The organism is Pseudomonas pisciculturae (genome assembly GCF_015461805.1).
In the GTDB taxonomy this organism is placed as follows: Bacteria; Pseudomonadota; Gammaproteobacteria; order Pseudomonadales; family Pseudomonadaceae; genus Aquipseudomonas; species Aquipseudomonas pisciculturae.
In genome coordinates this window covers 25,254-50,724 of sequence record NZ_JACVZE010000007.1, presented here as the reverse complement: position 1 = coordinate 50,724, position 25,471 = coordinate 25,254, and the positions used below count along the sequence as shown (strand labels likewise).

18 protein-coding genes are annotated in these 25,471 nt (G+C 60.1%); 7 read left to right on the top strand and 11 right to left on the bottom strand.

The genetic code is table 11. From position 1 onward, the window contains the following. Positions 1-166: 166 nt before the first annotated feature. Entirely contained in the window at positions 167-1,627 is a 1,461-nt protein-coding gene (gene mltF / locus ICY20_RS19290) for a membrane-bound lytic murein transglycosylase MltF (RefSeq protein ID WP_159955333.1), read from the top strand. A 137-nt stretch (positions 1,628-1,764) separates the two neighbouring features. Here mltF and ICY20_RS19285 read toward each other — a convergent pair whose 3' ends face one another. From ICY20_RS19285 to treP, 5 genes are all read right to left on the bottom strand, one after another. Then, a complete protein-coding gene (locus tag ICY20_RS19285) occupies positions 1,765-2,049 on the bottom strand; it encodes a PTS transporter subunit EIIB (protein ID WP_159955331.1) in 285 nt (94 codons plus the stop codon). Between the two features lie 2 nt (positions 2,050-2,051). After that, positions 2,052-4,562, bottom strand: a complete 2,511-nt coding sequence (ptsP, locus tag ICY20_RS19280) for a phosphoenolpyruvate--protein phosphotransferase (protein WP_194938370.1) — start codon at positions 4,560-4,562, stop codon at positions 2,052-2,054. 184 nt (positions 4,563-4,746) lie between these two features. Beyond that, complete coding sequence (locus tag ICY20_RS19275) at positions 4,747-5,967, bottom strand: maltoporin (protein ID WP_194938369.1); 1,221 nt, start codon at positions 5,965-5,967, stop codon at positions 4,747-4,749. A gap of 70 nt (positions 5,968-6,037) precedes the next feature. Beyond that, the gene (gene treC / locus ICY20_RS19270) at positions 6,038-7,684 is read right to left on the bottom strand and encodes an alpha,alpha-phosphotrehalase (protein WP_194938368.1); all 1,647 of its coding nucleotides are present in this window, start codon (positions 7,682-7,684) and stop codon (positions 6,038-6,040) included. A gap of 124 nt (positions 7,685-7,808) precedes the next feature. Continuing rightward, positions 7,809-9,251, bottom strand: a complete 1,443-nt coding sequence (gene treP / locus ICY20_RS19265; RefSeq protein WP_159955323.1) for a PTS system trehalose-specific EIIBC component — start codon at positions 9,249-9,251, stop codon at positions 7,809-7,811. 191 nt (positions 9,252-9,442) lie between these two features. On the opposite strand from treP, the gene treR reads away from it, so the two are divergent. Beyond that, the gene (gene treR, locus ICY20_RS19260) at positions 9,443-10,147 is read left to right on the top strand and encodes a trehalose operon repressor (RefSeq protein ID WP_194938367.1); all 705 of its coding nucleotides are present in this window, start codon (positions 9,443-9,445) and stop codon (positions 10,145-10,147) included. A gap of 96 nt (positions 10,148-10,243) precedes the next feature. Further along, a complete protein-coding gene (locus ICY20_RS19255) occupies positions 10,244-13,339 on the top strand; it encodes a membrane-targeted effector domain-containing toxin (protein WP_194938366.1) in 3,096 nt (1,031 codons plus the stop codon). A 72-nt stretch (positions 13,340-13,411) separates the two neighbouring features. Here ICY20_RS19255 and guaA read toward each other — a convergent pair whose 3' ends face one another. From guaA to ICY20_RS19235, 4 genes are all read right to left on the bottom strand, one after another. Beyond that, a complete protein-coding gene (gene guaA / locus ICY20_RS19250) occupies positions 13,412-14,989 on the bottom strand; it encodes a glutamine-hydrolyzing GMP synthase (protein WP_122489116.1) in 1,578 nt (525 codons plus the stop codon). Between the two features lie 93 nt (positions 14,990-15,082). Further along, a complete protein-coding gene (guaB, locus tag ICY20_RS19245) occupies positions 15,083-16,552 on the bottom strand; it encodes an IMP dehydrogenase (RefSeq protein WP_017478674.1) in 1,470 nt (489 codons plus the stop codon). Positions 16,553-16,656: 104 nt separating this feature from the next. Beyond that, positions 16,657-17,205: a sugar ABC transporter ATPase gene (locus ICY20_RS19240; RefSeq protein WP_194938365.1), complete on the bottom strand. Its 549-nt coding sequence runs from the start codon at positions 17,203-17,205 to the stop codon at positions 16,657-16,659. Positions 17,206-17,347: 142 nt separating this feature from the next. Next, on the bottom strand, positions 17,348-18,115 hold the full coding sequence (locus tag ICY20_RS19235) for a sulfite exporter TauE/SafE family protein (protein WP_159955308.1): 768 nt from the start codon (positions 18,113-18,115) through the stop codon (positions 17,348-17,350). 99 nt (positions 18,116-18,214) lie between these two features. Between ICY20_RS19235 and ICY20_RS19230 the strand changes: the two genes are divergently transcribed. The 4 genes from ICY20_RS19230 (at position 18,215) to leuA (ending at position 23,325) form a co-directional block, all read left to right on the top strand. Continuing rightward, positions 18,215-19,105 (top strand): LysR family transcriptional regulator, encoded by an 891-nt coding sequence (locus ICY20_RS19230; protein WP_159955306.1) that lies wholly within the window; start codon positions 18,215-18,217, stop codon positions 19,103-19,105. Between the two features lie 11 nt (positions 19,106-19,116). Beyond that, positions 19,117-20,496 (top strand): exodeoxyribonuclease VII large subunit, encoded by a 1,380-nt coding sequence (gene xseA / locus ICY20_RS19225; RefSeq protein ID WP_159955304.1) that lies wholly within the window; start codon positions 19,117-19,119, stop codon positions 20,494-20,496. Positions 20,497-20,499: 3 nt separating this feature from the next. Next, positions 20,500-21,321 carry a M23 family metallopeptidase gene (locus ICY20_RS19220; RefSeq protein WP_194938364.1) on the top strand — a complete coding sequence of 274 codons (822 nt, stop codon included), beginning with the start codon at positions 20,500-20,502 and terminating at the stop codon, positions 21,319-21,321. A gap of 324 nt (positions 21,322-21,645) precedes the next feature. After that, positions 21,646-23,325, top strand: coding sequence for a 2-isopropylmalate synthase (gene leuA / locus ICY20_RS19215; RefSeq protein WP_159955300.1), 1,680 nt, complete (start codon positions 21,646-21,648; stop codon positions 23,323-23,325). A 98-nt stretch (positions 23,326-23,423) separates the two neighbouring features. Here the strand turns inward: leuA and ICY20_RS19210 are convergent, their stop codons facing one another. Continuing rightward, positions 23,424-24,215: an amidohydrolase gene (locus ICY20_RS19210; protein ID WP_194938363.1), complete on the bottom strand. Its 792-nt coding sequence runs from the start codon at positions 24,213-24,215 to the stop codon at positions 23,424-23,426. Continuing rightward, positions 24,203-25,351: a pyridoxal phosphate-dependent aminotransferase gene (locus tag ICY20_RS19205; protein WP_159955296.1), complete on the bottom strand. Its 1,149-nt coding sequence runs from the start codon at positions 25,349-25,351 to the stop codon at positions 24,203-24,205. The genes ICY20_RS19210 and ICY20_RS19205 overlap by 13 nt, the downstream gene beginning before the upstream one ends. Positions 25,352-25,471: the final 120 nt, after the last annotated feature.

The following is a 25,471-nucleotide window of genomic DNA, read 5'->3' as shown; positions in this document are numbered from 1 at the left end:
CCCCTTTGCGGGGCTGCGCGTAGGCATTCGCAGCAGTTATTTTAACCGTCACAATCGGCCGCCAAGCCCCGTTTCTGCGGGCTGCAGCACAGTTTTCACCGCGCTAGCAGACAAGTCCCCCGCTGTCGAGATATGGCGCCGTGGGCCGTTTGCGTATACTGCGCAGATGTTCTCCCCTACTGCTTTGCGCCCGCGATACGCCAGATGGCTGATCGCAACCGGACTCTTCCTGATGCTCAGCGCCTGTGTTGATAAACCCAGCACGCTTGAGCGAATCAAGGAGGATGGCGTATTGCGGGTGATTACCCGGAACAGCCCGGCCACGTATTTCCAGGACCGCAACGGTGAAACCGGTTTCGAATACGAACTGGTAAAGCGCTTTGCCGATGACCTGGGCGTGAAGCTTGAGATCGAGACCGCCGACAACCTTGATGACCTGTTCGGCCAATTGGGCAAGTCCAACGGCCCGGTTCTCGCAGCCGCCGGCCTGGTGAGCAGCGAGCAACGTCTGCAGCAGGTGCGTTTCTCCCACCCTTACCTTGAAGTGACCCCGCAGATCATCTACCGCAACGGCCAGTCCCGGCCGACCAACGCGGCAGACCTCGCGGGCAAGAAGATCATGGTGCTCAAGGGCAGCACCCACGCCGAACAACTGGCGGCGCTGAAAAAACAGAACCCTGCAATCGAATACGAAGAATCCGACGCCGTTGAGGTCGTCGACCTGCTGCGCATGGTGGACGAGGGGCAGATCGACCTGACCCTGGTGGACTCCAACGAAGTGGCGATGAACCAGGTGTACTTCCCCAACGTGCGCGTAGCCTTCGACCTGGGCGATGCCAGCAACCAGAGTTGGGCCGTGGCCGCCGGTGAAGACAACAGCCTGCTCAACGAGATCAACAGTTACCTGGATAAAGTCGAGAAAAACGGCACCTTGCAGCGGCTCAAAGACCGCTATTACGGGCATGTGGATGTACTCGGTTATGTGGGTGCCTACACCTTCGCCCAGCATTTGCAGCAACGTTTACCCAAGTACGAAAAGCATTTCAGGGCCTACGCCAAGGAAGAAAAGGTCGACTGGCGCCTGTTGGCCGCCATTGGCTATCAGGAATCGCTGTGGCAACCGGCGGTCACCTCCAAGACCGGTGTACGCGGCCTGATGATGCTGACCCAGAACACCGCCCAGGCCATGGGCGTGTCCAACCGTCTGGATGCCAAGCAAAGCATCATGGGCGGCGCCAAGTACCTGGCCAAGATCAAGCAAGAGCTGGACGACAGCATTGTCGAGCCTGATCGCACCTGGTTTGCCCTCGCCGCCTACAACGTCGGCGGTGGCCACCTGGACGATGCGCGCACCTTGGCCAAGCGCGAAGGCCTGAACCCGAACAAGTGGCTGGACGTTAAAAAGATGCTGCCGCGTTTGTCGCAGAAGCAGTGGTACAGCAAGACGCGCTACGGCTATGCCCGTGGTGGTGAGCCGGTGCACTTTGTGGCGAACATCCGACGGTATTACGACATTCTGACCTGGGTGACCCAGCCGCAGCTGGAGGGCAACCAGGTGGTTGAAGGCAACCTGCATGTGCCGGGCGTGGATAAGACCAAGCCGCCAGAAGACAACCCGAAGTTGTAAACACTGTTAATCAAACACCACAAAACCCTGTGGGAGCCCGGCTTGCCCGCGATGGCGGCCTGGCAGTCGAAATATCCTCTGCCTGACACACTGCTATCGCGGGCAAGCCCGGCTCCCACATTGTTCTCCATTGATCTCTAGATCGAGTTCAGGCCGGTGAGCAGATGCACTACCCCGCCAGCCAACACCATCACCGCCGGCACACCGGCCGCCTTTAACGCCTCAGCATCCAACTTCGCCCCATCCCGCAACTGCACCCGCACCCGCGTCAGCGCCACGCGCTGCTGCGACTTGAGGTTGTCCGCCCCACCCAGCGCACTCAGCACATCGGCCGACAATAACCCCGGCGCCGCGGCCACCTCTTCCTTGATCAAATCCGGCGTCAGCGCCTTCCAGAACGCCTGCTGCAATTTCTCGAACATGCTCAAAGCTCCAGTGAAGTTTCAACGGTCGCTGCGTGGTACTGGCGCACGGCCTCGCGCACCTGGGCGGCCTCTTCCAGGCCCAGTACCTGGCGGGCGATGATCTGGCAGTCGGCCAAGTCCAACTCGCGCACGGTGGCCTTGATGGTGGGGATCAACGGTACGCTGACCGACAACTCATCCACCCCCAACCCGAGCAGCACCGGCACCGCCAGCGCTTCGGACGCCAGCGCACCGCACACGCCCACCCACTTGCCATGGGCATGGGCGGCCTTGACCGTGGTGGCGATCAGGCGCAGAACCGCTGGGTGAAAGCTGTCGGCCTGGCTGGCCAGGCGCGGGTGGTCGCGGTCCATGGCGAGGGTGTATTGGGTCAGGTCATTGGTGCCGATGGAGAAGAAGTCCACATAGGGCGCGAACACATCTGCCATCAACGCGGCAGAGGGCACTTCGATCATGATGCCCAGCTTCGGCAGCTCGCTAAGCCCGAGGGCCAGCGCTTCTTCCTCAAGGATCTTGCGCGCCAGGTGCAACTCGGACAGCAGGCTGACCATCGGCAACATGATATGCAGCCGCGCAAAACCGGCACTGGCGAGGATGGCGCGAAATTGTTCGCGCAACAGTTCCGGGCGTTCCAGGCACAGGCGAATGCCGCGCAAGCCAAGGAACGGGTTGGTTTCGGCGGCCATCGGCACGTAGGCCAAGGGTTTGTCGCCGCCAACGTCCAAGGTGCGCACCACCAGGTTGCGCTCGGCGCCCAGCGCGCGGGCGATGGCGGTGTAGGTGCCGGCCTGTTCTTCGGGGCTGGGGGCGCGATTGCGGTCCAGGTAAAGGAACTCCGAGCGCAGCAGGCCGACGCCTTCACCGCCGAGGGCCAGGGATTGCTCTACTTCCTGCAACGAAGCAACGTTGGCGGTGACTTCGACATGATGGCCGTCACGCGTGGTTGCAGGTAGTGAAGCCTGTGCCACTTCATGCTGGCGCTTTAGGACTTGCTGTTTGCGCACCGTCTCCAGCTGTTCGATCTCGGCCAGGTTCGGCGCCAGATGCAGCTCGCCGTGGTCGGCATCGAGCAGCACCTGCTTGCCGTTGGCGAGTGCCAACACGTGCGACGGCACACCGCAAACCGCTGGCAGCCCAAGGGCGCGGGCAAGAATGGCAACGTGACTGGTGGCGCCGCCGCCGACCGTGACAAAGCCCAGCACCTTGCGTGTGTCCAGGCTGGCGGTTTGCGAGGGCGTCAATTGCTCAGCAATCAGGATCGCGCCCTCGGGCAAATCCCAGGCGCTGTCTTGAATGCCGAGGATCAGCTTCAACACACGCTGGCCGACATCCGCCAGGTCTGCCGCACGTTCGGCGATCAGCGCATTGCCCAGGCCTTGGAACAGTTTGACGGTGGCCGCGGTGGCGCTGTTCCAGGCGAAGGCGGCGCTCTTGCCCTGGGCCAGCAGGCCATGGGCGTGTTCGAGCAAAGTCGGGTCTTCGAGCAGCTCTTGGTGGGCGCGGAAGATTTGTGCCTGGGCACTGCCGACGGCGTTGTCTTGCAGGGTTTGCAACGCCTTGTTCGCCGCCAACAGGCCATGCTCCAAGGCGGCACGCTCTGGCGTTTCACCAGCGCCCTGTTCAATGATATTCAGCGCAGGCTCGGTCACTTGGACGACCTGACCAAACGCCGAACCCGGCGACGCACACACTCCCCGCAGTACTGTGGCCGACACCACGGGCTCAACCACCACAGCCGATGGCGCAACGGTTTCACCGCAGCCTTGCGCCAACAAGTCAACCAATGCCGCGATCGCCGCCTCGGCATCTGCCCCTGCCGCGCTCACTTGCAAGCTATCGCCCTGGGCGGTTTGCAGCGCCATGATCGCCACCAAGGATTTGGCGTTGGCACTTTGAGTATGCTTATGAAGGTAGATGCTGGCGCCAAAGCCTTTCGCCGCCTGAGCCAGGACCGCCGCCGGCCGTGCGTGCAGGCCGTTGGCATTGGGCAAGGTCAGCGGCTTGGAGAACAGCGCGTCGCCCTCCTCCTCATCTACCACGTCAACCGTTTCGCTTGTGGATAACTGCACCAGCGGCTGGCCCACCGCCACAAGACCGTCGGCCAGCAGGGTAAACGGCTCGCCGCTGACCACCAGCATCAAGGTCAGCAAACTGCGGGCGTTGAGTGCCACATAGTCCGCATCGAACTCGATCAGCGCTTGCCCAGCCTCTATTCGCTGGCCTTCCTCGACCAAGCGGGTGAAGCCCTTGCCGGCTAGGTTCACAGTATCCAGGCCGATATGCAGCAGCACCTGCACGCCCTGATCGCTGGTGATGCTGACGGCATGCCCACTGTCCTGGATATTGCTGATCACCCCGGCGAGCGGCGCGCAGAGGGTCTGCGAGGTGGGGTCGATGCACAGGCCGTCGCCGATCACACGGCTGGAGAACACCGGGTCGGGCACCGTGTCCAGCGCCAGCAGCACGCCGGATAACGGCGCCAGCAGTTCCAGGGGTTGGGTTGTGGTCATGACTTCACCTGTTGTTGTGTTCTGTAAACATCATTGGGTAGATGCAAATCCTGGGGGGGACGAAGATCAAATGTGGGAGCGGGCTTGCTCGCGAATGCAGTCTGTCAGTTGATGCATAGGTGACTGATACACCGCCTTCGCGAGCAAGCCCGCTCCCACATTTAGTCCGCGTACACCCCTATGTTTATTTCCACCAGTACTCAACCTGCACACCAAAATTCGAGCCATGCCGCGCCGTACCGTACGAGCCGGTATCCGACAACGCCGAACCCGCCGCCAGCTCATTGGCTGCCCGCTTGGCCGCTTCGTTCCAGCTCGCATAGGTGTAGTACAAACGCACTTCCGGCCGCGCCCAGAAATCCGGGCCTTTGGGCGACCACGTGGGGGCGAAGGTGAATTTGCTCAGCTTGCGTGTCCCGCCCGTGGCATCGACTTGATCATGACCCAGCTCGGTGACCAGTTTGAACTGCTCGCTGATCGCATAGGCCGGGCGCACACCGACAGACATCCAGGTCTGGTCCTGGCTGCCGGGGCGAATATCCTTCTGGTACACCGCTTCGATCTGCCCGCCGAAACGCGGGGTCACCTGCCAGTCGAAGAATTCCACGGCGCGGTAACTTTTGCTGCTCTTGTCCAGGAAGGTATCGCCGGTATACCCCAGGCCCGTGCCGGGGCCTTCACCGTACTGCAAGGCGAACTTGTTCTTGCCGCCCAGAAAGGGCGTTTGCACATGCTGCGCGGTGAGCGCCCAACCGCTGTTGGTGTCGCGCCCGCCGGCTTTTTCGATATAGCTCAGGCCCAATTCCAGCTCACCGCCGGGGTTGGTCTTGAAGCCCGCCACGTTGAAGTCGTGCCGGGTGGCGTATTCCTTCTGACCCAGGTTGTCCTTGCGGGAAATGGCGTAGCTGTACTTGAGGTCGCCAATCAGCACGTCCTCGATACCGCCGCCCGTGGCGCTCTGGTTCCAGTAGTAGAAGTCGGAGATATGGATGTCGTTACGCTTGTAGTAACGCCGACCGGCCCAGAGCGAGCCGCCATTGAGGCTGGGCAGGTTGGACCACTGCGCATACATCTGCGGCATGCGCGCGGTGCCGTAGTCTTCGCCCTGGAACCTGGGGGAGCGGTCGTAACGGTTATAGAGGGAGGCCATCGCATCGACGCTGAACACCGAGCCGTCGTCGAGGGTGAGCAGGTCCTGGCGCAATTCCAGCTCGGCGTACTGCTCGCATTCGTTGCCCAAGCGGTATTTGGATTGCGCCCCCGGCAGTTGGAAACATTGTTGCTTGCCACTGCCGGTTGACGTCCCGGCGCCGCTGCGCAAGTAACCGGCGAACTCCAAGGCTTGGGCACCAAACGGCAGGCTCAGGCAGGATGCAACGAGGCCCAGCTTTATTGTTGATTTCATGAAGCACTCCGATATTTTTATTATGTTTTTTCAAAGCGCCCCGTGCTCCCACACGGGGTTACAACGGGTCTCAGTCCTTGAGGTGCAGCACAAACGATTCGTACGGGCGCAACACCACCGTGCCGGTACGCAGCGGGCAGTCGGGGTAGTTGCTGATCAGCACGCGCTGCTGCGCCGCCGGGTTGACGAGGCTGTCGGGTAACTGGATTTCGCACGGCGTGGCGTAGAAGTTGTTCAATACCAACAGACGCTCGCCATGGCCTTCGCGCAGATAGGCCCAGACCTGCCGGTGGCCTTGCAGCAGTTCGCGATAAACGCCGTCCTGAATCAGCGGCTCATGACGACGCAAGGCGATCAAGGCTCGGTAGTGATGCAGCACTGAGTCAGGGTCATCCAGCTGGCTTTCGACGTTAATGCTCGAAGCGTTGGCCGCAGTGCCGATCCACGGCTCGCCGCTGCTGAAACCGGCGTTGGCCTGCGCATTCCACTGCATCGGGGTGCGGCCGTTGTCTCGCGATTTCTGCATGATTGCCGCCATGCTCGACGCTTCGGATTCACCCGCATCGCGCTTGAGGCGAAAGATATTCAGGGTCTCCACATCGCGGTACTGTTCGATCCTGTCGAAGCCCGGATTGGTCATGCCCAACTCTTCGCCCTGGTACACATACGGCGTGCCCTGCAAAAAGTGCAGCGCCGTAGCCAGCATCTTGGCCGAGACCACGCGGTGTTCACCGTCATCACCAAAGCGCGAGACCACCCGCGGCTGGTCGTGGTTACACCAGAACAACGCGTTCCAGCCGCCACCGGCCTGCATGCCCAGTTGCCAGTCGGAGAAAATCTGCTTGAGTTGCAGGAAGTCGAAGTCGGCCTTCACCCACTTTTGCATGTTCGGGTAATCGACTTTCAGGTGATGAAAGTTGAAGGTCATCGACAGCTCTTTCGACTCCGGCCGCGAATAGCGGATGCAGTGCTCAAGACTGGTGGAGGACATCTCGCCGACATTGATCAGGTCATGGCCCTCGAAGACTTCGCGGTGCATTTGCTGCAAGTATTCATGCACGTTGGGGCCATCGGTGTAGAAGCGGCGACCGTCGGTGTTGTCTTCGGGGAAATCGGCGGGCTTGGAGATCAGGTTGATCACGTCCAGGCGGAAACCGCCCACGCCCTTGTCACGCCAGAAGCGCATCAGCTTGAACACCTCGGCGCGCACTTTGGGGTTGTCCCAGTTGAGGTCGGCCTGGGTGTGGTCGAACAGATGCAAAAAGTACTGGCCGGTTTGCGCCTCGTATTCCCAGGCCGAGCCGCCGAACTTGGATTCCCAGTTGTTCGGTTGGTCGCGCCAGATGTAGAAATCGCGGTAGGGGTTGTCGAGGCTGCTGCGTGCCTGTTGGAACCACTCGTGCTCGATGGAGGTGTGGTTGACCACGATGTCGAGCATCAGCTTGATGCCGCGCTTGGCCGCTTCGCTGATCAACCGGTCGCAGTCGGCCATGGTGCCGTAGCTGGGGTCGATGGCGTAGTAGTCGCTGATGTCGTAGCCGTTGTCGCGCTGCGGCGAACGCAGGAACGGGGTGATCCACAGGCAGTCGACGCCCAGCCATTGCAGGTAGTCGAGCTTGTCGACGATGCCCAGCAGGTCACCGGTGGCGTTACCCGCGTGGCTGTGGAAGCTTTTGGGGTAGATCTGGTAGATCACCGAGTGTTGCCAGGTTTGCATAGAGGTTCCTTCAGTAGAATTTTGTGTTGGCTTTGAGGGCCTCATCGCAGGCAAGCCAGCTCCCACCTTTGAATATGTTCACAAATCAAAATGTGGGAGGGGGCTTGCCCCCGATAGCGGTGGTTCAGGCGACCCTGTACCCAGGCCGAACAATCTTCATGCTCAACCCACAGGTCAAAACAAACGGCACCACAATCGCAACGACCATGCCGATAACAAACACCGCGATGGACTGCGGCACGATGGAGATAAACCCCGGCAAGCCCCCCACCCCGATGGCCGACGCCTGCACCTTGTTCAGCGACAGGAAAATACTGCCCAACGCCGACCCCACCAGCGCCGCATAAAACGGAAACTTGAAGCGCAGGTTCACCCCAAACATCGCCGGTTCAGTGATGCCGAAATAAGCGGAAATAGCGGAGGTGGAGGCCATGCTTTTATCCCGCGCATTGCGGCTCATATAGAACACCGCCAACGCCGCGCTGCCCTGGGCCAGATTGGACATGACGATCATCGGCCAGATAAACGTGCCGCCCTGAGTAGCGATAAGCTGCAGGTCGACAGCCAGGAACATGTGGTGCATGCCGGTGATCACCAGCGGCGCATACAGCAGGCCGAAAATCGCCCCGCCGACCATCGGTGCCAGGTCAAACAGGGTGACCACGCCTTCAGTGATCAGGATGCCGAGGTGACGGGTCACCGGGCCAATGATCGCCAGGGCCAGCACGCCAGTGACGACGATGGTGGTGATGGGCACGACGAGCAGCTGAATCGCGTTGGGCACCCGCGCCCGCAGCCATTTTTCGATCACGCTCATCACATAGGCGGCCATGAGGATCGGCAGGATCTGCCCCTGATAGCCGACTTTTTCAATCTTGAACCAACCAAAAATATCGAAGTACGGCAGGCTCTGGCCGTCGAGCCCTGCCACGGCCTTGCCGTAGTTCCAGGCGTTGAGCAGGTCCGGGTGCACCAGCATCAGGCCCAGCACGATGCCGAGGATTTCACTGCCACCAAAGCGCTTGGCCGCCGACCAACCCACCAGCGCCGGCAAAAACACGAACGAGGTGTTGGCCATCAGGTTGATCAGGCTCCACAGGCCATCCAGGTTTGGATACGCCTCCAGCAGCGTCTTGCCCTCGATGAACATGCCCTTGGCGCCCATCAGGTTGTTCACGCCCATCAGCAGGCCGGCGATGATCAGCGCGGGCAGGATCGGCATGAACACATCGGAAAACACCCGCACCAGACGCTGCATGGCGTTGGTCTTGTCGGCGCCCTTCTTCTTCACGTCGGCGATGGTGGCGGCAGCGAGGCCGGTTTGCTCACGCAGGGCGGCGTAGACCTTTTCCACTTCACCGGGGCCGATAACCACTTGAAACAAGCCGCCGGTAAAGAACGAGCCCTTGACCAGATCGACTTGGTTCAACGCACTGCTGTTGACCAGGCTGGGATCTTTAAGCGCCAGGCGCAGGCGGGTTACGCAGTGGGCAGCTTGCTCAAGGTTGTCGCTGCCCCCGAGGTGTTCGAGAATCTCGCGGGCAATATTGGGATAGTCGTGGCTCATGCTGGGTTTCCACTTTGATTTTTTTATTGAGGGAACGAACGCAAAAGTACTCGTACAGACGAGTTAAAGCAACAACTCGTCTGTACGAGTTACAAATCATTGGTATTTTGTCGTAGTGAGCGCAATGGACAAAGCCCGGTCAGGCCACTAAGGTTCCTGCCTTGACCGAAAATCGGCACAGAGCCATCCCCATGAGCAAATACAACCAGATCTACACGGATCTGCTTGCCAGCATCACCACCGAACGCCTGCAACGCGGTACGCGCCTTCCCTCCGAAACCGAACTGATGGACAGCTACCAGGCCAGCCGGGGCACCGTACGTCGGGCCATCGAGCAGTTGCAGGAGCGTGGCTTTGCGCAAAAGATCCATGGCAAGGGCACCTTCGTGTTGTCCCCCAACCCCATCGAGTTCCAACTGGGCGGTATCGTCAGCTTCCACGAAACCCACGCCGACCTGGGCGATGACGTACGCACCGAAGTAGTCGAATTCACCCAGTTCCCACTGGGAGGCTCATTGCTGCAACACATCGAAGCCGAACCCGGCACGCTGATTACCCGTATAAAACGGGTACGGCGCATCGGCGGCAAACGGGTGATCCTCGACATCAACCACTTCGTCGCCGAAGTAATCCCCGGCCTGGACCAGGCGATTGCCGAGCAGTCGATCTACGCGTTTATCGAACAGACGTTGCAACTGCAAATCGCCTACGCCCAACGCACCATCGAAGCCCTGCCCCGCAGCAAGGACGACCAGGCACACCTCGACCTCGATGGCCAAAGCCATGTGATCGTGGTGAGCAACCAGACATTTTTGCAGGACGGGCGGCAGTTCGAGTACACCGAGTCGCGGCATACGTTGGATAAGTTTTACTTTTCGGATATTGCGCGGCGGTGAGCCTCCCCCTTAACCACGCTAGCCCCTAAATACTTAACGCACCCTCCTTGGGCAGATGGGCAATCTTAGTTGCCTGACTCCCCAAGGAATGCGTTTATGTCCAGCGACCCGATTACTTTACTTGCCACCAACACCGTTGATCGAGACACGCTTAAACTCGTCGCGCCCGTTCTCGTGACCGCGTGTCCGGATTTGCTGGGAGAAGCGCATGCCGTCGCCAGTGAGATCCTGGCAAAACACGGCATCACCGGCCATGACCCGGACCACGTCTGGTGGCACCGATTCGACAACGTCACGGCCAGCAGCACCAAGACGTTCCTGGGATGGGAGCATGCGCCCAAACCGTGTGAGTCCTACACGCTGACGCAACTGGTCATCCATAGATTTCGCGTGACCGACCAAGACGATGCCCTCGAATTGAACAGCAATGGCGGGTTCTACACCGCAGATGCAAGCGCCAGTATCTACAACGAAACCAATGAAGTGCGCATGTACCCCAGCAAGGTCCTGGCTGACCTGTGGGAGATGGACCTCAGTCGCCGCTACGACGCCAGATTCAATGCTTTTTGGGCCACACATTTCGATGACTACCGGGTGCTTGCCAAATGTAATTACCTGAGCAAGGCCGTTGAAGCGCGCGAAAGCGGCCAACTGGAAGAAGCGGATTTCCAGACCGCTGTCAGAGCCGTCACCGGTAACGCGACCTGGCCGATCACGCTGGCGAGCCTGCACTCACACACCGTTTCACCCGTCGATCTTCGGGTGGGCGCATTGGATGTAGCAGGACGTGTCGCCACCGACATTCTTCACATCACCGACCAGAACGGTCGTCAGATCACCTACGTTCCCGGCGCCGCAATCCCCTTCAACGTGCACCCATCCCCTACGGACATGCATTGGTGGGTGTTGCTGCAGATGAACGAGGAAAACCCTCGCCGCGAATTCATGACCCATTTCCCACTGTCGATACGCAAGGAGGTTCACGACAACATCACGCCACTGATGAACCAACTTGTTGGCACTTGGGGCAAATACGACCACAGCTTGATCAATCAAAAAAACATCATTGTCAGCGACGACGTGTTCACTTGGCTGAGTCAGTCCGTGCAAAACGCGATGCGCGAAGAAGCCACGCTCACTCTGATATCCAATGGACAGATGCGCGAACACTTGTGGCTGGGGTATCTGACCGTTGGCCTGAAGGTCTTCGGTCCGTTGGCCCTGCTCGGTTGGCCCATCGCCCTGCCCGTCATCGGGGCGAGCATCGCGGCGATGGGGCTGAACATCGACAAGGCAGTCAATGGTAGAACCGCAGCGGAACGCAAGGCTGGCGTCATTGGCGCGGTACTCGCGGGCATCAACACCATATTCAACCTACCGATGCTCAAGGAGATCAACGTACTGGACGAAGTCGGGGCTGCGGCTGAAGCCGCTGAAGCGAGCGAGATGGCCGACTTGAACAAGACACTGGATGCGGATGCGCAAGAACCGCAGGTGCGTGATGAGTCCGAAGAAAGCCCCCTGCAAACCGAAGCCGCGCTCACCCCTGCCGCAGAATCCAGCGACGGTGTTCTGGTGCCTGAGCACTGGCAGAGCAACGAAATTCTGGAAAGCCAGGCGCCACTAGCCACCAGCGGAAAGTTCCAGGGCATCTATCAACTAGACTCAAATCCCTCTACAGCCATTTTGATGAACGATCAGGCTTATTCCGTGCGCTACGAAGCCGACGTTAACGGCGGCGGTACGTGGGCAATCATCGACCCACAAAACCCGCTTGCGTCTTCAGGCACCCTGCCGGTACGCCTGAATGCCAAAGGCGAATGGGAGCTGGCACCAAAACTGCGCCTGGCGGGCGGCGGCAAGCAGCTCAGCAAGCCCGCTCGCAGCTCCGCTACACCTGCTCACACGTCGCAGCCACCTGTCGATCCGGTGCCCGGCCCCTCCACACCGGCCAAGCCTGTGACGCGACCCGAAGATTATTCTCAACACTTGACGAGATACGATGCCCCCAATGGACGCTCACTGAATTTCCTGGCCCTGGGAAAACTGGAAACCCATACAAAGATCGTCGTCACACCCTCTGGCGAACTAAGAGGAGTCCCTCCTTTCGACGAATTCGTTGCCGGACGTCGTACGGTACTGATCAGGGATGCCAACAGTTTCCAGACACCCGAGGGTTTTTTCGCCTCCCTGCCTCCCCGGCCGGTGCAGCCCGCGATCACACCTTCGACAACGGTAACCGAACTCATCGAGAAGGTATTCGAGTCCGCACCGGGACTGGTGGTCGGTGAAAGTCAGGACCGCATTGCCAGCATGCGGTTTCTGATCGAGAACATGCCGACGCTGGCCAGGCAAGGCGTCAAGACACTCTACATGCATCGGCTGCTCAACGATTTCAATCAAATTGACCTGAATAAGTTCGCAGAAACGGGGAATATGGAAGGCATGCTCAAGAAATACCTGGAAAAACTGCCGGGTGATCCCTCAGGTCAATACACGCCGCTTGAGGTGGTTAAGACGGCCCAACAGAACGGCATTCGGATCCAGGCTACCGACTGCCTGGCCAGCTATCGCTATCCCGATGCACGCGTCACGGCATTGTCGCGGCAATCCGTCAAGACCTACCTCACCCACACCATCATGCAGGCTACTCAGGCGCGCAACGGCGGCGGAAAATGGGTGGTATTGACTGACCAGGAGAGTACCAACACCTTCAGGGGAATGGCGGGTATCAGCGAAACCGAGGGTGGAATCGGTTTGCGTATTGAAGAAGTCCGACCTGATCAGCGTATGCACTTGGATATCGACCATGGCATCGATATAGGTTATGAATATGTGGGCACTCCTCGCCAAATGCGCGGCAATGTCGACACTCTGTACGCCGATATCAACCTGCAGATACCAACCCAGGCAACGTCGAGAACGACTGAGCAAATCAATCGACTGCTATTTCGCCAGGGCATGTTCACCCTCGAACGGTCGGAAGAGACCTTGACGCTGATTCACCGTAGCCGCACGAACCAGATTGTACGCACGCCCATTGAGCGAACGATGGACAGCGGCTTTCGGATCAACCGCCCCGCCTGGCCGAGCGTTCATCAGGTCACCTACGCGAACTTGCTCAGCCTGGCCCACGCACTCAACCGCATGGGCCTGGCGCTCGAGGGGCGCTTGCCTTCTGCAAATGCCTGATACGCAAAAGGCCCCGTGAACTCACATTCACGGGGCCTTTCACTTATTACAGACGATTAGTCAGAGCGGGGATCATTCCCACTCAATCGTCGCCGGCGGCTTGCTCGACACGTCATACGTCACGCGCGAAATGCCTTCGATCTCATTGATGATACGGCCGCTGACGGTTTCCAGCAGTTCGTACGGCAGGTGTGCCCAACGGGCAGTCATGAAGTCGATGGTCTCTACAGCACGCAGGGCGACAACCCAGGCGTAACGACGACCATCGCCTACCACGCCAACCGATTTCACCGGCTGAAACACCACGAACGCCTGGCTGACTTTGTGATACCAGTCGGCCTTGCGCAGTTCTTCGATGAAGATGTGGTCGGCGCGACGCAGCAGGTCGGCGTATTCCTTCTTCACTTCACCCAGGATGCGCACGCCCAGGCCCGGGCCCGGGAATGGGTGGCGGTAGACCATGTCGTACGGCAGGCCCAGTTCCAAGCCCAGACGGCGGACTTCGTCCTTGAACAGTTCGCGCAGCGGTTCTACCAGCTTGAGGTTCATTTCCTCAGGCAGGCCACCCACGTTGTGGTGGGACTTGATCACGTGGGCCTTGCCGCTCTTGGCGCCAGCCGACTCGATCACGTCTGGGTAGATGGTGCCCTGGGCGAGGTACTTGATGTTGTCCAGGCTGTTGGACTGGGCATCGAAGACATCGATGAAGGTGCGACCGATGATCTTGCGCTTCTTCTCTGGGTCGGACTCACCGGCCAGGTTGTTCAAAAACTGATCTTCAGCGTTGGCGCGGATCACTTTGACGCCCATGTTCTCAGCGAACATGGCCATCACTTGCTCACCTTCGTGCAGGCGCAGCAGGCCGTTGTCGACGAAGACGCAGGTCAGCTGGTCGCCAATGGCTTTGTGCAGCAACGCGGCAACTACCGAGGAGTCAACGCCGCCGGACAGGCCAAGCAATACGTTGTCGGTGCCGACTTGTGCACGCACGTTGGCGATGGCGTCTTCAGCGATTTTCGACGGGGTCCACAGGGCTTCACACTCGCAGATGTCGAGGATGAAGCGCGACAGGATGCGCCCGCCTTGCTTGGTGTGGGTCACTTCCGGGTGGAACTGCACGCCGTAGTAACGACGCTCGTCGCTGAACATGCCGGCGATCGGGCAGCTCGGGGTGCTGGCCAGGATGTGGAAGTCTTCCGGCATCTTGGTGACTTTGTCACCGTGGCTCATCCACACGTCGAGGCCGAACAGGCCGTCGGCGTCGACGTGGTCTTCGATGCCGTCCAGCAGGCGGCTCTTGCCGACCACGTCCACACGGGCATAACCGAATTCACGCAGCTCGGAACCTTCAACCTTGCCGCCCAGTTGCTCGGCCATGGTCTGCATGCCGTAGCAGATACCGAAGACGGGCACGCCCAGGTCGAACACGGCTTGCGGGCAGCGCGGGCTGTTGGCTTCGTGCACGGACTCGGGGCCACCGGCGAGGATGACGCCTTTGGGTGCGAATTCGCGGATCGCTTCGTCGTCCATGTCGAACGGGTGCAGTTCGCAGTACACGCCGATTTCACGCACGCGGCGGGCGATCAGCTGGGTGTACTGGGAACCGAAGTCGAGGATCAGGATGCGGTGGGCGTGAATGTCGAGGGCCATGGGGTCAGTCTCGTCTATGCAATTCGGTGAAGAAAATCAGAAACAACTCGGGGCTGAAAACAGCCCCGGTTACTTAACGTTTTGCAGAAAGCATCAACCTACGCGGTAGTTTGGCGCTTCTTTGGTGATCTGCACGTCGTGGACATGGGATTCAGCCATGCCGGCGCCGGTGATCCGCACGAACTCTGGCTTGGTGCGCATTTCTTCGATGTCGGCGCTGCCGGTGTAACCCATCGAGGAACGCAGGCCGCCCATCAGTTGGTGGATGATCGCGCTCAGGGTGCCTTTGTACGGCACACGGCCTTCGATGCCTTCCGGTACGAGCTTCTCGGCGCCTGCCGAGGAGTCCTGGAAGTAACGGTCGGAAGAGCCTTGAGCCTGGGACATGGCGCCCAGCGAACCCATGCCACGGTAAGCCTTGTAGGAGCGGCCCTGGAACAGTTCGATCTCGCCTGGCGCTTCTTCAGTACCGGCGAACATCGAGCCCATCATCACGCAGGAAGCACCGGCTACGATGGCCTTGGACAGGTCACCGGAGAAACGGATGCCGCCGTCAGCGATCAACGGAACGCCGGTGCCTTCAAGGGCAGCGGCGACGTTGGCGATGGCGCTGATTTGCGGCACGCCTACACCGGCGACGATACGGGTGGTGCAGATCGAGCCTGGGCCGATACCGACCTTGACCGCGTCCGCGCCCGCTTCGGCCAAGGCCTTGGCAGCTGCGCCGGTGGCAATGTTGCCGCCGATCACTTGGACTTCAGGGAAGTTCTGCTTGACCCAACGCACGCGGTCGATCACGCCTTTGGAGTGGCCGTGGGCAGTGTCGACCACCACCACGTCAACACCCGCTGCAACCAGGGCAGCAACGCGGTCGCCGGTATCTTTACCGGTGCCGACAGCGGCGCCGACGCGCAGACGACCTTGGTCATCCTTGCTGGCCAGCGGGTAAGCCTTGGCTTTTTCGATGTCGTTGACGGTCATCATGCCTTTGAGGGCGAATTTGTCGTCGACGATCAGCACGCGCTCGATGCGGTGTTTGTGCAGCAGCTCACGCACGTCGTTCTTGTCGGCGCCTTCCTTGACAGTGACCAGACGCTCTTTGGGCGTCATCACTTCACGGACGGTGACTTCAAGACGGTTTTCGAAACGCACGTCACGGGAAGTGACGATGCCGACCAGGTCGCCATCATGCAGCACCGGAACACCGGAGATGTTGTGCAGGCGGGTCAGGTCGAACAGGTCACGCACGGTGGCGTCGGCTTCGATGGTGATGGGGTCTTTGACCACACCAGCTTCGTAGCGCTTGACCTTGCGCACTTCGGCAGCTTGCTGCTCGATGGTCATGTTCTTGTGGATGATGCCGATGCCGCCTTCCTGAGCCATGGCGATTGCCAAACGGGCTTCGGTGACGGTGTCCATGGCAGCGGAAACCAGTGGAATATTCAGCTCGATGCCACGGGTTAGGCGGGTCTTGAGACTGACTTCGTTAGGAAGCACCTCGGAATAACCGGGCACTAGGAGAATGTCGTCGAATGTCAGAGCTTCTTGGCTGATACGCAGCATCGCGGGGGCTCCCGAGCGGGAAAATGGAAGCGCGCCATTATATACATGCACCCTGTCGGGCTCAATGTAAAACTCTGACAAACTTGGTAATACTGATAGATGGATTAAAGTTCGACTTTGACCCAACTCATCTTCTGGTCCAGCCAATCGGCAAATTCGTCGATAAAGCTCTGCTTGAACCCCGCCTCCGCCCAGTTGTTGAAAATGAAGCCCAGGTTGGAAAACCCGCACTCCTGTAGGAACAGAAACCCGTTGATGTCGTCTTCATGCCCACACAGCGGGCAGGTGAAGTTGTCGGTGTGGCCGGGCATCCAGTCTTCCAGGCTTTCGAACAGTGCTTCGCCGACTTCCTTGCGGCATTCCGGGCAGCCGGCTTCTTCGAGAAAACCCTTGGCAGGGGTATAGATACAGCGCTTGTAGATAATCTCCAGGCCGTTGACCGGCTCGTTGAACGGCAGCGCTTCGGGGTGCAGCACCACGGCGCGGGCGCCATCGGCCAGGGCGTGGCCCATGCGGTTGCCGGTGCGGCCACAGGTGGTGAGTTCTTCCTTGATGATGTTCTTGCGCACCAGCCAACGCACGATCGCCCGGGCGCGGGGTTCGTGGACGGGCAAGGTGGAGATTTTCGGAACAAGGATGCTTTGGGAATTCATGGGAGTCCTGCGGTGTGGCTGCTGACGCCATCGGGGGCAAGCCCCCTCCCACATTTGAATTGTGAATGCTTTCAAGTGTGGGAGGGGGCTTGCCCCCGATGAGGCCCTAAAGGCTGGCAGCTTAATCCCTGAAGCAATCAGGTCAAGCACTCAAATACCGCCCAATCAACGCAACCCCACTGGCCAGCACCAACCAGGTCACCAACCGCACAAACGCCTCCCGCGACAGGCGCATCGTCAGCCGGCGCCCAAACCACAGCCCCAATACCATCGCCGGCAACAGGCACACCGCCAACATCAACAGCGGCAAATCCGCATACACCCCGGCAATCAGGAACAGGCTCAAGCGCACCACGGTGCTGCAACTGATCAGCGCACTTTGGGTCGCGCGGGCCGCGTCCTTGGGCAAGCGGCTGTTCAGATAGATCGCATATAAAAAGCCGCCGCTGCCAAACAATGCGCCAAACAACCCGCCAACGGTGCCCATGGGAATCGACCACCCCGTCGCCAGCTGCGTCGGCCGCGCCTTTACCGCCAGGTTGTAGATGGCATACGCGCTGATAAACAACCCCATCAACAACAGCAACACATCCGAATGCAGATTGAGCAAAAACACCACGCCCAACGTGCAGCCAATCGCCATGCATGGCAGCAGTCGCAACAGTTCCGACCTGTTCACGTCCCGCCGCGTTTGCAGCAGGCCGCCGAACGCCGCGACAAAATCCAGCAGTACCAGCAGCGGGATGATCTTCGACAAAGGCATGAACAGGAGCAGAATCGGCCCCGCCACCAACGCCGTACCAAACCCGGCAATACCGAACACGATATAAGCCACCACCACACCCAGGCCGATCACCAGCCACTCCACACCGCCAAACGACCACTGGCTCATCAGCTCAACCGGGCTCATGGGTTATTCCTTTAAAGAGATGCCCTTCACTTTAGCCATCGACGAGGGTTGCGACTAATATCTTCAAAGCCCTCCACCTATCTCGAAAAGGCATGACGTGTGATTTCTACCCGCCAACTGCGCTACTTCGTCGAAATCGCCGACAGTGGCAGCTTCAGCGCCGCCGCCGAACGCCTGTTCGTGGCGCAATCGGCCCTGAGCCGGCAGATCAAGGAGCTGGAGATCCAGCTGCAAACCCCGTTGTTTGAACGCACCGCACGCCAGCCCCACCTTACAGCGGCCGGCGAAGCCTTTTACCCGCGAGCACGCAACCTGCTGAGTGAGTTGCTCAAAGCCAGTGAGATGGCCACGCAAGTGGGCAATGGCCAGCTCGGCACCCTGCGCCTAAGCCATTCGAGCACCGTGCCGATGAGCGGCCAGTTGCTGCAAGGCATCAGCACTTGGTTGGAGCGCTGCCCCGGCGTGTCGATGGATATCGTCAAACTGTCCTCCGAAGCGCAGTTGGAAGAGATTGCCGACGGTCGCCTTGAGGTGGGGCTGTTGCGCCTGCCGGTGTTGCGCCAGCGCGAAGGCGTGCGTGTCGTGCCTTTATATAGTGAACAACTGTTGCTAGCGGTACCGCCGAACCATCCGCTGGCGGGCAGCAAAACACCTGTCGAGTTGGAGCAACTCAAGGATGAAGCGTTTATCTCGATCCCCCATCCACAGCGCGGAGGCCTGAGTTACCTGTCAGCCGAGTTGTGCATGCGGGCGGGATTTTTCCCCAAGGCGGCGCGGGTGATGTCGCGCAAGACTACCCAGTTGCAACTGATCCAAGCGGGTTTCGGTATTGCCTTGTTACCAAAATCCATGCAGGACATTGCTCCTTCCAACGTGCGCTTTTTACCCCTGGCCGACCCGGACTGCATGAGCACTGTGGCCCTGGCCTGCCAGCAAACGCCGAGCGCGCTGGTGGAGCAATTCTGCCAAACCCTGCACGAATGCCTATAAACTCCCTCACCATGATTAAAGACCCCTTTGCCCGCCTGGGCCTGGACCGCGAAGTCCTCACTGTCAGCCAACTCAACGGCCGTGCGCGGGTGTTGCTGGAAGACGTGTTCACCAATATCTGGGTCGAAGGCGAGATCTCCAACCTCGCCCGCCCGGCCTCCGGCCATGTGTATTTCACCCTCAAGGACAGCGGCGCCCAGGTGCGTTGCGCGTTGTTTCGCAACAACGCGGCGCGGGTGCGTCAGGCGCTGAAGGACGGCTTGGCAGTGAAAGTGCGCGGCAAGGTCTCGCTGTTTGAAGGCCGTGGTGACTACCAGCTGATTCTCGACACCGTCGAACCTGCGGGCGATGGTGCGCTGCGTTTGGCCTTCGATGCGCTCAAAGAAAAACTCAGCGCCGAAGGCCTGTTCAGTGCCGAACGCAAGGTGCCGCTGCCGGCCCATCCTCGGCGCATTGGCATTATCAGTTCACCCACTGGCGCGGTGATCCGCGACATCATCAGCGTGTTTCGCCGCCGTGCGCCGAACGTTGAACTGACATTGATCCCCACCGCCGTGCAGGGCCGCGAAGCGATCCCGCAGATTGTGCGAGCGCTGAAACTGGCGGATGCCCGCGGCTTCGACGCATTGATCCTGGCCCGTGGCGGCGGCTCGCTGGAAGACCTCTGGTGTTTCAACGAAGAAGCCGTGGCCCGTGCAGTGGACGCCTGCGTCACGCCCATCGTCAGCGCGGTCGGCCATGAGACCGATGTGTCCATCTGCGATTTCGTCGCTGACGTGCGCGCCCCTACCCCGTCCGCCGCGGCTGAATTACTCGCCCCAGACGCCAGCCACCTGGTGCGCCAGGTTGAAAACCTGCACCGCCGCCTGGTGATGCTGATGCGCAACCGCCTGAGCCACGACCGCCTGCGCCTTGAGGGCATGGCCCGGCGCCTGCGTCACCCCGGCGAACGCCTGCGCCAGCAAGCCCAGCGCCTGGATGATCTGGATATGCGCCTGCGCCGCGCCTTCGAGCGCAGCCTCAATACCCGTCGCGAGCGCCTGATCCGCCTGGAAACCCGCCTCGCCGGCCAACACCCCGGCCGTCAACTGGCCCTGCTGCGCCAACGCCTCGACAGCTTGGCCGACCGCCTGCCCCGCGCCATGCGCGAAGGCCTCAAGGCACGCCGGCTGCAACTGCAAAGCCAGGTGCAGACGCTGCAAGTTGTCAGCCCGCTTGCGACCCTCGGCCGTGGCTACAGCATCCTGCTGGATGAACGCGGCCAGGCGATTCGCAATGCTGCACAAACCCACACCGGCCAGCGCCTGACCGCGCGCCTCGGTGAAGGCCAATTGCAAGTGCGGGTGGAAGACAACCACCTGACACCCGTCACCCTTTCGTTATTGGATTGATTGATGCCTCGTCTATTCAGCCTGTTGATGCTGCTGTGCCTTACCTTTAACGCCCACGCCGACAGCTACATCAGCCGCACCTTGAACAAACCGGTACCGGGCGGCGTTGCAGTGGTCGAACTGGGCCCCTCGGCTACCGCGCCGAAAGCCACTTATCAAGGCAAGCCAGTACTGGTGGTGAAGGAGGCGGACAACTGGCTGGCGATTGTCGGTATCCCGCTCACCGTCAAGCCGGGCAATGAGCGCATCACCAGCGGCACTCGCAGCCTGCCGTTTATCGTTGGCTACAAGAAGTACCCGGAACAGCGCATCACCCTGAAGAATAAAAGCCAGGTCAACCCCGAACCGGCACAGCTCAAGCGCATCGAGGCGGAGCTGGCGGTGCAGATCAAGGCTTACCGCAGTTTCAGCCCGAACCTGCCGAGCAACCTGGTATTGGACAAACCGGTGAACGGGCCGCTGTCGAGCAAGTTCGGCGTGCGCCGTTTCTTCAATGGTGAGGAGCGCAACCCGCATTCCGGCCTGGACTTCGCCGTGCCGGCGGGTACGCCAATCAAGACGCCTGCAAACGGTAAAGTAATCCTGGTGGGCAACTACTTCTTCAATGGCAACACCGTATTCGTCGACCACGGCCAAGGCTTTATCAGCATGTTCTGCCATATGTCGAAGATCGACGTGAAAGTCGGCGATCAACTGACGCGTGGCGCAGTGGTGGGTAAAGTCGGCGCGACCGGCCGTGCGACCGGCCCGCATATGCACTGGAACGTCAGCCTGAACGATGCACGGGTCGACCCGGCGATCTTTATCGGCGCGTTTCAACCCTGACCAAGTCAATTGCGCGCCATACAAATGGCGCGCAATTAAAACAAGCCCCACATCAATTCCCAACCACAAAATCTTGTTTCCCACATAAAACGCAGAACTTATCTCAATTTTTAGCCACTGCTTGCCATCTTTCACCCCGGCGGTTAGGGTTGGGCTTATGAAAACCTCTCACACCCTCATTCAGCAACGCCAGCACCGCAGCCTGTGCCTCGTCAGCGCACGACTGCCAGGCTGAATCGATCTGCCTCGCCCTCACGCTTTATCCCCAAAAACAGTTTTACGGCAGGCCGCCTTTTCTCGGCCCCTACAACAAAGGATTTCCCGATGAGCATGCTCAAAGACCCGTCTTCGAAGTACCGCGCGTTCCCGACCATCGATATCCCGGACCGCACCTGGCCGTCGAAAACCATTACCGAAGCGCCGATCTGGTGCAGCTCCGACCTGCGTGATGGCAACCAGTCGCTGATCGAACCGATGGACGCGGTGAAAAAGCTGCGCTTCTGGAAGACCCTGGTCGCCGTTGGCGTGAAGGAAATCGAAGCTTCGTTCCCAGCCGCTTCGCAAACCGACTTCGACTTTGTACGTACGCTGATCGAAGACGGCCACATCCCCGAGGACACCACCATCCAGGTGCTGACCCAGGGCCGTGAAGACCTGATCGCACGCACGTTCGAATCCCTGCGCGGTGCCAAGAAAGCCATCGTGCACTTGTACAACGCTACCTCGCCGTCCTTCCGCCGCATCGTGTTCAACCAAGACAAGGACGGCATCAAGGCCATCGCGGTCAACGCGGCCAAGCTGTTCGTCAAATACGCCGCCCAGCAGCCAGAAACCCAGTGGACCTTCGAATACTCCCCTGAGACCTTCAGCGCCACGGAGCTGGAATTCGCCAAGGAAGTCTGTGACGCCGTGATCGAGGTGTGGAACCCGACGCCTGAGCACAAGATGATCCTCAACCTGCCAGCCACGGTTGAATGCGCCACGCCGAACATCTACGCCGACCAGATCGAGTGGTTCGGTCGCCATATCAACCGCCGTGACAGCGTGATCATCAGCCTGCACACCCACAACGACCGTGGCACCGGCGTGGCCGCTACCGAACTGGGCCTGATGGCCGGCGCCGACCGTGTTGAAGGCTGCCTGTTCGGCAACGGCGAGCGTACCGGTAACGTTGACCTGGTGACTGTGGCACTGAACATGTACACCCAGGGCCTGGACCCACAACTGGACTTCTCCGACATCGACGGCGTGCGCAAAGTCGTTGAGGAGTGCAACCAGATCCAGGTTCACCCACGTCACCCGTACGTGGGAGACCTGGTGCACACCGCGTTCTCCGGCTCTCACCAGGATGCGATCCGCAAGGGCTTCACCCAGCAGAAAGACGACGCCCTGTGGGAAGTGCCGTACCTGCCGATCGACCCGGCCGACATCGGTCGCAGCTACGAAGCCGTGATTCGTGTGAACAGCCAGTCGGGCAAAGGCGGCATCGCCTACTTGCTGGAGCAGGAATACGACATCAGCCTGCCGCGCCGCATGCAAATAGAGTTCAGCCAAGTGGTACAGGCCGAAACCGATCGCGTGGGCCTGGAAATGACTGCACCGCAGATCTACGCCTTGCTGCAACGTGAATACCTGCAAGCCAACACCCCGTATGCGCTGGTCAGCCATCGTCTGCAAGAAGAAAACGGCAACAGCTTTGTCGAGGTGGAAGTCTCGGGTAAAGGCCAGGGCGAAACCAACCTGCACTGGAAAGGCAAAGGCAACGGCGCACTGGAAGCTTTGGTCGCCGGCCTGCCGATTGGTGTAGAGATCATGGACTACAACGAACACGCGATTGGCGCGGGTACCAATGCCAAGGCAGCGGCCTACATTGAGCTGCGTGTGAACGGTGAGCGTCCGGTGCATGGTGTGGGTATTGATGAAAACATCACTACTGCCAGCTTCAAGGCACTGTTCAGTGCGCTGAACCGCTCATTGAGCCTGCAGGAAGCCAAGGCGGCGTAACTACTGCTGAAATGTGAAAGGCCCTTGGGTGTGAGTCCAGGGGCCTTTTTTGTTGGCTGTGAGGGCCTCATCGCGGGCTTGCCCGCGATGGCGGTGTATCAGACAAACTGAAAAATATCGGCATCCAGGTTCGCCGGAAACCGTGTGCGATACGCCGCCAGCTCCGCCGCATCCAGACACACCTGAAACACCCCATCCGCCTCCCCCGCACTCAGCAGGGTCTCGCCCTGAAAGTCCAGCACTTGGCTGTCACCGGTATAGGCAAACCCTTTGCCGTCCGTGCCGACGCGATTCACAGCGGCCACATAACACAGGTTCTCAATAGCCCGCGCCGGCAGCAAGCGGTTCCAATGCAGGCGCCGCGCCCCCGGCCAGTTGGCGGTGTACAACAGCAGGTCGGTGTCCTGGGCATCACGGCTCCACACCGGGAAACGCAGGTCGTAGCAAATCAACGGGCGAATGCGCCAGCCCTTCAATTCGAACTGCACCTGGCGCTCGCCCGGCGTGTAGTGATCGTGCTCACCAGCCATGCGAAACAAGTGACGTTTGTCGTAGTGCAACACCTCGCCATCCGGCCGCGCCCACAACAGGCGATTGCGGTGGCTGCCGTCGGCGGCCTGGATGATCACGCTGCCGGTGATCACTGCGTTGTATTTCGCCGCCTGAGCCTGGAGCCAGACGTGGGTAGGGCCGTGCTCCGATTCGGCAAGCGTGGCCGACTCCATGGAAAAACCGGTGGTGAACATCTCCGGCAACACGATCAAGTCGGCGCCTTTGGCCTGTTCCAGCAGCAGCTCGAAATGCTCCAGGTTGGCCTGGCGGTCGTGCCAGGCCAGCGTCGTCTGGATCAGGGCGATAGTCAGGTTCGGCAATGCACTCAGATCACGCATAGTTTCTCGGCTGCTTGGCGCAGCGTCTCCTCGCGTTTGGCAAAGCACAGGCGCACCAGGCGCTGGCCTTGGGGTGGGTTCTGGTAGAACACCGAGACCGGAATCGTCGCCACGCCGTGCTCTCGGGTCATCCACAGCGACATGGCGACGTCGTCCAGGTCTGGGCGGATCTGTGAGTAATCCACCAGTTGGAAGTAGGTGCCGGTCACACGGGTAAAGTTGAAGCGGGACGGCGCCAGCAAGTCACAGAACAGGTCGCGCTTGGCCTGGTAAAACGCGGGCAGCTCGTCCACGTGCTCCGGGTGTTCAGCCATAAAGTCGGCCAGTGCGAACTGCAACGGCGTCACGCCGCAGAAGTTGACGTATTGATGCACCTTGCGCAGCTCCGCAGTGAGGGCCGGTGGCGCCACCACGTAGCCGGTTTTCCAGCCGGTGACGTGGTAGGTCTTGCCGAAAGAGCTGACCACGAAGGCGCGCTGATACAGCTCCTCATGGGCCAATACGCTGACGTGGGGCACGCCGTCGAATACCAGGTGTTCGTAGACCTCATCGCTGACCAGGTAGATATCGCGGTCGCGGATCAATTCAGCCAACTGGTCGAGCTCAGCGCGGCTGATCAAGGCGCCTGTGGGGTTGTGTGGGGTGTTGAGGATGATCATGCGTGTGCGTGGCGACAGCGCGGCCTTGATCTGCTCAAAATCCAGCGCAAAGCCTTGCAGGCTCAATTGCACATGCACGCAGCGGCCACCGGCGAGCTCGACGGAGGGCTCGTAGCTGTCGTAGCTAGGGTCGAACACGATGACTTCATCGCCAGCGCGGATCACCGCCTGGATCGCGCAGAAGATCGCCGCAGTGGCGCCGGGCGTGATGGTGACTTCGCTGTCGGCATTCACCGTTGCGCCATAGCTGCGGGCAATCTTTGCTGCCACTTGTTGGCGCAGGGCCGGCAGGCCGGTCATTGGGGAATATTGGTTGTGCCCGCTGGCCACATGCTTGCCCACGGCATCGAGTAAGGCTTGAGGGCCGTTGAAATCCGGAAACCCCTGGGACAGGTTAAGCGCGCCAGTCTCGGCTGCGAGTTGCGACATAGTCGTGAAAATAGTCGTGCCGACATTCGGCAGCTTGCTGGTGATCATTGAAAGGCCCCTGCAGGTGAGCCCCAAGTTTTAAGCTGCCCGTTGCATCGGGTCAAGGCACAAACCGTCGCGCACAAAAAAGGGCTCCAAAGGAGCCCTCTCTTGCAGCGTGTCGCTTAC